The sequence below is a fragment of the Hydrogenophaga sp. 2FB genome (genome assembly GCF_005503365.1).
GTDB lineage: Bacteria > Pseudomonadota > Gammaproteobacteria > Burkholderiales > Burkholderiaceae_C > Hydrogenophaga.
Genome location: NZ_SCML01000102.1, coordinates 1 through 7,137, shown reverse-complemented (window position 1 = coordinate 7,137; position 7,137 = coordinate 1). Strand labels below are relative to the sequence as shown.

At 57.5% G+C, this 7,137-nt stretch carries 6 protein-coding genes and 1 pseudogene; 4 read left to right on the top strand and 3 right to left on the bottom strand.

The annotated features are described in order from the left end of the window. The 4 genes and pseudogenes from FFS09_RS30115 to FFS09_RS30100 all read left to right on the top strand — a co-directional run. Positions 1-1,087: Ldh family oxidoreductase (locus FFS09_RS30115; RefSeq protein ID WP_354595911.1), on the top strand; the 1,087-nt coding region annotated here is incomplete at its 5' end. Between the two features lie 11 nt (positions 1,088-1,098). Continuing rightward, positions 1,099-2,163: a tripartite tricarboxylate transporter substrate binding protein gene (locus tag FFS09_RS30110; protein ID WP_252374573.1), complete on the top strand. Its 1,065-nt coding sequence runs from the start codon at positions 1,099-1,101 to the stop codon at positions 2,161-2,163. Continuing rightward, positions 2,118-3,181: pseudogene (locus FFS09_RS31640) on the top strand (tripartite tricarboxylate transporter substrate binding protein). Before FFS09_RS30110 ends, FFS09_RS31640 begins: the two are co-directional and overlap by 46 nt. A 177-nt stretch (positions 3,182-3,358) precedes the next feature. Continuing rightward, positions 3,359-4,066 carry a GntR family transcriptional regulator gene (locus FFS09_RS30100; RefSeq protein ID WP_137922578.1) on the top strand — a complete coding sequence of 236 codons (708 nt, stop codon included), beginning with the start codon at positions 3,359-3,361 and terminating at the stop codon, positions 4,064-4,066. A gap of 50 nt (positions 4,067-4,116) precedes the next feature. Here the strand turns inward: FFS09_RS30100 and FFS09_RS30095 are convergent, their stop codons facing one another. The 3 genes from FFS09_RS30095 to FFS09_RS30085 all read right to left on the bottom strand — a co-directional run. Further along, entirely contained in the window at positions 4,117-4,812 is a 696-nt protein-coding gene (locus tag FFS09_RS30095; RefSeq protein ID WP_137922577.1) for a GntR family transcriptional regulator, read from the bottom strand. A gap of 505 nt (positions 4,813-5,317) precedes the next feature. Next, complete coding sequence (locus FFS09_RS30090) at positions 5,318-6,139, bottom strand: carbon-nitrogen hydrolase family protein (protein WP_171020278.1); 822 nt, start codon at positions 6,137-6,139, stop codon at positions 5,318-5,320. A gap of 23 nt (positions 6,140-6,162) precedes the next feature. Continuing rightward, a partial coding sequence (locus tag FFS09_RS30085) for a beta-keto acid cleavage family enzyme (protein WP_502703773.1) occupies positions 6,163-7,137 on the bottom strand: 975 nt, incomplete at its 5' end.

The window sequence follows — 7,137 nt, the reverse complement described above, 5'->3', positions numbered from 1 at the left end:
CTTCAGCTTTTTAGCCCAGGTCATCAGCCGAGATAAAAATATGCTCAATCGATGGGACCATCAAACACTGGAGCAATGGACGGGCCGCATCTTTTTGGCATGCGACGTTCCTGACGATCACGCACGTGAAGCGGCCGCCATTCTTGTCAGAAGTGAGTTGCGCGGACTCAAGACGCACGGGCTCGCCCGTGTCGCGTCATACGTGGAGCGTCTGAAGACGGATCAATTGAACGCGCGGCCCCACATGGAGCATCGTGCATTCCCTGGCGGCATTGTTCTGAATACGGATGGGGCTATGGGCCAGATTGCCGGCCCTCATGCAGTACGACTGGGCTTGGCTGCGCTCGAAAGGAGCGCATCAATATTGGTCATCCTTCGACAGTGTGGTCACCTCGGAGCGCTTGGCATCCATGCGCTGCTCGCGGCCGAGGCGGGCGCGTTCGCCATGCTGGGCCAGCGCACTTCCCCCGCGCTCGCCATGGAGGGTTTTCGGCACGCTGCGATTGGCCACAATCCCATCGCATTCGGCTGTCCGATGCCTGGGCAACCGCCGATTGTCTTTGATGTCGCTTGCAGCGTAGCCGCGCGAGGCCACATTCTGCTTGCCGCTCGCGAGGGCAAGCCTATCCCGGAAGGCTGGGCACTGGACGCTGAGGGCAATGCCACTACAGATGCAGCGCGCGCGCTGGAAGGGTCCCTGATTCCGATGGCTGGCCACAAGGGACTAGGTATCGCGATGATGGTGGAGTGCCTGACCGGCGCGCTGGCCGCAACGGCCGATTCGCAAGGAGCTCAAACATCCCCCAGTAAACGCGTCGGCATGCAGGACGCCTTTCTCTGGCTCGTCAAGCCAGGTGCATTTGCAGGTCAGGAATCGTTTGGCAGCTACATGGAACAGTGGACGCGCCAATATCTCTCGGCGGGCGGCGAGGAGGGGCGGTTGCCCGGCCATCGAGGCAATGCACTGGAGCGGGAAGGCCTTGATAAAGGCTTGGCGCTTCCGCCAGTGATCGCGCAAGAACTCACAGCCCTGGGCGAACGCCTTGGAGAACCACTTCCGAGTCCCGTAGTTTCAGTCCCCCAATAGGCGGGAAACCAATGGCTCTCAAGAAGCCACCTGTCGAATCCACAACTTTTTCAAACAACGCCACGACATTGTGGCTGCAAGAACAGGAGACAACGATGCGTTCTTTTTTTGGTCATTTTTGGAAAGTGTTGTGCGCGCTATGCCTCATCACAAGCTCGGCGGTTGCTCAAGCCGACGGCATTTACCCGAATCGCGCGATCAACTTGATCGTTCCCTGGCCTGCAGGTGGCAGTGTCGACTTCGTTGCCCGCATAGTGGCAACGCAACTGTCAACGGAGCTCCAGCAACCTGTCGTGATTGACAACAAGCCTGGCGCCGCAGGCAATATTGGCGCGGCTGCTGGCGCCCGGGCGAAGGCCGATGGATATACCTTGGTAGTGGCCAGTCCGCCAATGGCCATGGCTTCAAGCCTTTATCGGAAGCTCTCCTATGACCTGATCAAGGACTTCGTTCCGGTGAGTCGATTGGGTGAAGCCCCATACGTCCTGGTAGTCAAACCCGCATTTGCCGCTACAGCGATGGAGCTCGTGACGCGGGCAAAGGCGAACCCTGGAAAGTTAACCTTTGCATCGGCGGGGGCGGGAAGTCAACCGCATTTGATCGGCGAGGCGTTCAAGAAGAATGCGTCCATCGACATCCTTCACGTTCCATATAAGGGTGCTCCGCAGGCAGTGACTGACCTCATTGGGGGAAGTGTGGACATGGCTTTCAATGCTGCTCCTTCGGTCATTCCCATGCTCAAGGTGGGACAGATCAAGGCATTGGCCGTGACCAGCCGCGCTCGTTCAAGAGCATTCCCAGATGTCCCTACCCTCTCGGAAGCAGGTATCCCCGGCATCGAGGGTACTCAGTGGGCTGGCATTCTGGCGCCCGCCGGTACGCCGAAGGAAATTGTTGTCCGCTTGAATAGCGCCATCGTCAAGAGCATGAGTGCTCCAGGTATACGAGAACTCATGATCAGCAACGGGTATGAACTGATCACTTCGACACCCGAGCAGTTTGGGAAGTTCGTTGCGGGAGAACAATCGAAATGGGCTGCCGCGATCAAGCAGAGCGGTACGCCCATGCTCGACTGATCCTGGGTTCCATGAAAGTCTTGGAACAGGAGTCAACGATGCGTTCAATTTTTCGTCCACTTGGGAATGCGTTGTGCGCGCTATCCCTCATCACAAGTTCGGCGTTTGCTCAGGCCGATGGCAACTACCCGAATCGCCCGATCAACTTGATTGTGCCTTGGCCCGCAGGTGGCAGTGTCGACTTCGTTGCCCGTATCGTGGCAACGCAGCTGTCAAGGGAGCTCCAGCAACCTGTCGTGATTGACAACAAGCCTGGCGCATCGGGAAATATCGGTGCGACTGCGGGTGCCAGGGCGAAGGCCGATGGATACACCTTGGTGATGGCCAGTCCCTCAATGGCCACAGCCTCAAGCCTGTATCGGAAGCTCTCCTATGACCTGATCAAGGACTTCGTTCCGGTGAGTCGATTGGGTGAGGCTCCATACGTACTGGTGGTCAAGCCTGCAATTGCTGCCACAGCCATGCAACTCGTTGCTCGGGCAAAGGCAAACCCTGGGACGCTCACGTTTGCATCGTCGGGGGCCGGAGGTCAACCGCATTTGCTGGGTGAGGCGTTCAAGACGAATGCCTCCATCGATATCCTTCACGTTCCGTACAAGGGCGCCCCGCAGGCAGTGAGTGACCTTGTGGGGGGAACGTGGACATGTCCTTCAACGGTGCGCCAGGTGTCATGGCCATGCTCAAGGTGGGGCAGCTCAAAGCTTTGGCTGTGACCAGCCGAACCCGTTCGAAAGTATTCCCGGATGTCCCCACACTCGCGGAAGCGGGGGTCCCTGGGATCGAGGGGACTCAGTGGGCTGGCATTCTGGCCCCAGCCGGTACTCCGAAGGAAATTGTTTCCCGCTTGAACAGCGCAATCGTCAAGGGAATGAGTGCGCCAAGTGCACGAAAACTCATGATCAGCGGCGGCTATGAGCTAGTCACGTCAACACCCGAGCAGTTTGGGCAGTTCGTCGTGGCAGAACAAGCGAAATGGGCTGCCGCGATCAAGCAGAGCGGTACGCCCATGCTGGACTGATTCTCAGTCTCCATGGAAAAAGGCGTTCCGAGACAAGTGGGTGCCTGAAAATAGCCGTTCGGGAAGTATTGGCGCGTTGGCGTGGCGCTTCTGATCAGAATCACAAGTTGGCACAGCTTGTTTTTCGGCTATTGTTCACGCTTCCGAAAAGCCACGAATTGCGCAAAGGTGAAAGTGATGGCGACGAAACTGGCGACTGTCTTCGATGCCATTGTTGGCTCCATTGAGTCCGGGGCGCTCAAGGAGGGCGACCGCCTTCCTTCCGAGAGCGAACTGGCCACGGCGCACGGAGTCAGCGTCGGGACCATGCAAAAGGTGCTTGCGCGCCTCGCCCATTCGGGGCTAGTCAGCAGAGAGCAGGGCCGCGGAACGTTCGTCTCCGGGATCAAGGCTGCGCCGGCCGATATACGCTACCTGCGCTTTCGCAACTCGGAAGGTCGGGAGCTTGCTCACTATGTTCAGGTGCACTCCATCAAACGGATTAAGAGAACCGGTTCCTGGTCTGACTTTCTGGGTGGCGACACATTTGTCCGCATTGAAAGAGTCGTCAACATAGGGGGCCACTTTGACCTCGTCAGTGTGTTCTGGCTGAGGGAAGAGGAGTTCACCCGGCTGGAAGGGCTCTCCAGTGAAGAGCTCGAGAAGAACTTGCGCGAACTCATCGGAAAACGGCTGTCGCTTCCGACCCTACGCGTCGATCAATCGATTCGGTTTGTAGCGGCCACGCCATCGACCGCCCGCAAGCTCGGCCTAGAGCCAGGGCATGCCGTACTTGTCCTGGAGCTTCGAGCGCATACCTTGCGCGATCAGCCGCTCTACTATCAAGAGGTGTATTCAGGACCGTTTTCAGATCCTCTGCTGGTTGCGCGCGAAAAAGCAATCTGATCTCGCTGCCTGCATGCGTGCCGCATCAGAGCTCGACCCTAGCGCAGACCTCACTCGCTCCCGAGAGCGAGTCGCTCAGAGAATTTGGGGGCGAAAACAGCCAGATAGTAGAGCGGGCGATCTTGCAACGAATGGCCGCATAGCTCCATGATAAATCCAGGCTCAGTTGGGTCGAGGGACAATTTGGCGGCTATCTTTTCCGGCAAGCAGCTGTACCTGACCAACTGCTCAACACGTAACGTAGACAGCGCCAGTCGTTCCCGAACCAGCTCACGCAAGTTCTTTTCAAGTGCGCCGCGTTCAACGTTGCCCATTTTTTCGTAGTCGTCTTCGCGTAACCAGAATTCACTGATAAAGCTGAATCGGGTGGCGACGTCAGTGAGGCGCTCAATGCGGACAAATGCCTCTCCCCCCAGAAACTCTGACCACGCCCCTTTGCGCTTGACTCTCTTCACCGAAAGCAGTTGAACAAATCGGGGCAGTTCAGTCCCCTGTTCATCCATAAAGCGAAGGTAGTGGCCATCAGCGGCGACGACGTTTTTCCCCGATACAAAGGTACCCCGCCCATGCTCGCGCCGTATCAACCCCCGCTCGACAAGACGCTTGAGTACCTTCTGGATCGTATCGACGCTTACACCATGGCTCGCGGCAAGTTCTGTTTCAGATGGAAGCCGATCGCCAGCGTGAAACACCCCGGATTCAATCGCAGCCATCATGGCATTGGATACGTTGGCAAGCTTTGTCATTTTCGAATCAAGTGGACCCAAGATGAACCGATCAATCTCCACATAGGCAGTCTGCGGACGATGCGGCGAAGAGGGTCGGCACCTGTTTCAGTGCTGAGTCCCGCACTCTAGATAGCCACGATTCGACTGTCAACATTCAAGTGCCCTCATATGTAGGATTTGCAACAACTACTAGACGGGCTATGGGGAAAGTGCCGCGATTGCACTGGATGATCCGTGAGACAAGGCCCCCAACTGGGCGTGCGCCCCGGTGGGTGTGCTGCTCAAGAGAGTTCTTATAGAGTCACCGTACCTCGGTGTCCGCCCACCCGCACGCCGCGAGCTTCAGGTACTTGATCGAGCCGAGAGGCGAGTCCATGACTGTGGAGCATGGCGATGAGCACGAGAGGCGCGTGGCAGTTTCAGGCAAGCTTTTCCGACGAAGTTCTCGATGTTTTAGGGGTTTGTCTTGTAGGACCGTGACCGGCGTTTCAACAAAACCTGATACCGAGCAAGAATAAGTCCCTCACCGCGTCGGGAGTCGGCACAACTCGAATGCGCGGTCAGCTTTGAGCGTAGGCATTTTGATTCGCTGCTGGGCCACCTCGCCCATCGGAAGCTTGTGCACCAGGAGCCCTGGTTGATCGTCCAGACTGGCGACAATACGACCGCTAGGATCAACGATCATGCTGTGCCCAAAAGTTGGCCGATTCCCGGGACTTTCACCGCAGGTGGCTGGTGCGAGGATGAAAGCCGAATTCTCTATGGAACGCGCCCTCAGAAGGGCGCTCCAATGAAGTTCACCGGTGGCAATGGCAAACGCCGATGGGACCACGATCACTTCTGCACCGGCTTGCGCCATCGTCCGAAAGAGTTGAGGAAAGCGGAGATCGAAGCAGATCGACATTCCCACCAACCCCCATGGGGTCTCCACAACTACCGCGCGATCCCCGCCCTCATATGCGCTCGACTCCCGAATTTGACGACCATCAGGCAGCACGACATCGAACATATGCAGCTTGTCGTAATAGGCAATCTCCTTGCCGGCCGAATCGAACAGCACGCTTCGGTTCACCATTTTCCCGCTATTCGAGCGCAAGACATAGGAACCCAACAGAATCCAAATTCCTAGGCGGCGGGCGGTTGCCGAGATGAATTCATGGATTGTGTCCGCCAGGTCTGCAGCCACTTCCATCGAGGCCCGGCGGCCATCAAGGCACGTTGCATATTCAGGAAGCAACAGCCACTCAACGCCTTGGTCCGACGCGCCCACTGCAAGCTCTTCGATCAACCTGAGGTTCTGCGCAACATCTGCGCTTGGTTGCAGTTGAGCCAGGGCGACCGTCACTGTGTCTCGAGACATCCTTGGCCCTACTGACGGATGAGGCCGAGAGAAGCGCGGGCCTGCTGAGGAGTACAAGGTTCGATGCCAAGCATGTCGAGAGTTGCTACCGCCCGCTCGACGAGTTGGGCGTTGCTCTCGGCCTCGACGCCCTTCGCAATGTAAAGATTGTCTTCAAGGCCCACACGGACATGTCCGCCGAGCAGTGCCGCCTGTGCCAGCATTGGGTATTCTTGGGCTCCGATGCCGAACGCCGCCCACTTTGCATTCTGGGGAAGGAGGCTTTGCAGGAACATCATGGTCGAAGGCGATGCAGGAGCGCCCCATGGAACGCCGAGTACGAGTTGCCACAATGGGTCTTTCTCAATCAGTCCCTTGTCGATCATGTGTTTCGCCAGCGCGATATGGCCGGAATCGAAAACTTCCAGTTCCGGCTTCACGCCAGCCTCCTTGATGACCAATGCTATTTCTTCGATATGTGCGGGGATGTTGATGAGGGCTCCCTTTCCAAAATTGAGGGATCCCATATCGAGGCTGCAAATCTCCGGCCTGAGACCGGCAATGTGCCTTGACCTCTCTAAGGGAGTCCGCAGGTTTGAGCCCTCCGCCACCGTGTTGGGCATCTCTGAACTGGGGATGAAGCGAGCGCCAGCGCCAGTCGTGAGGTTGATGATGACAGGGGAGCCGCTATCGCGGATCCGCTTGACTACTTCCTCGTACAGGTGGTACTCGATGGAGGGCTTGCCCGTATTCGGGTCGCGAACGTGAATGTGTGCAATGGTCGCACCCGCCTTGCATGCCTCGATGGCCGAGTCGGCGATCTGTTTGGGCGTGACTGGGATGGCCGAAAAGCGACCGGCAGTATCGTCGCCGCCAGTGATCGCGCATGTAATGATGACCGTTTTTGCCACTGGAGAAAGTCCTTTGATGTGAATGACCAGATTTTTTGAGCGCGCGCACGCGAACTGTGAGATGCGCCACGCCTCGTGTGCGGCGCTCTTGTA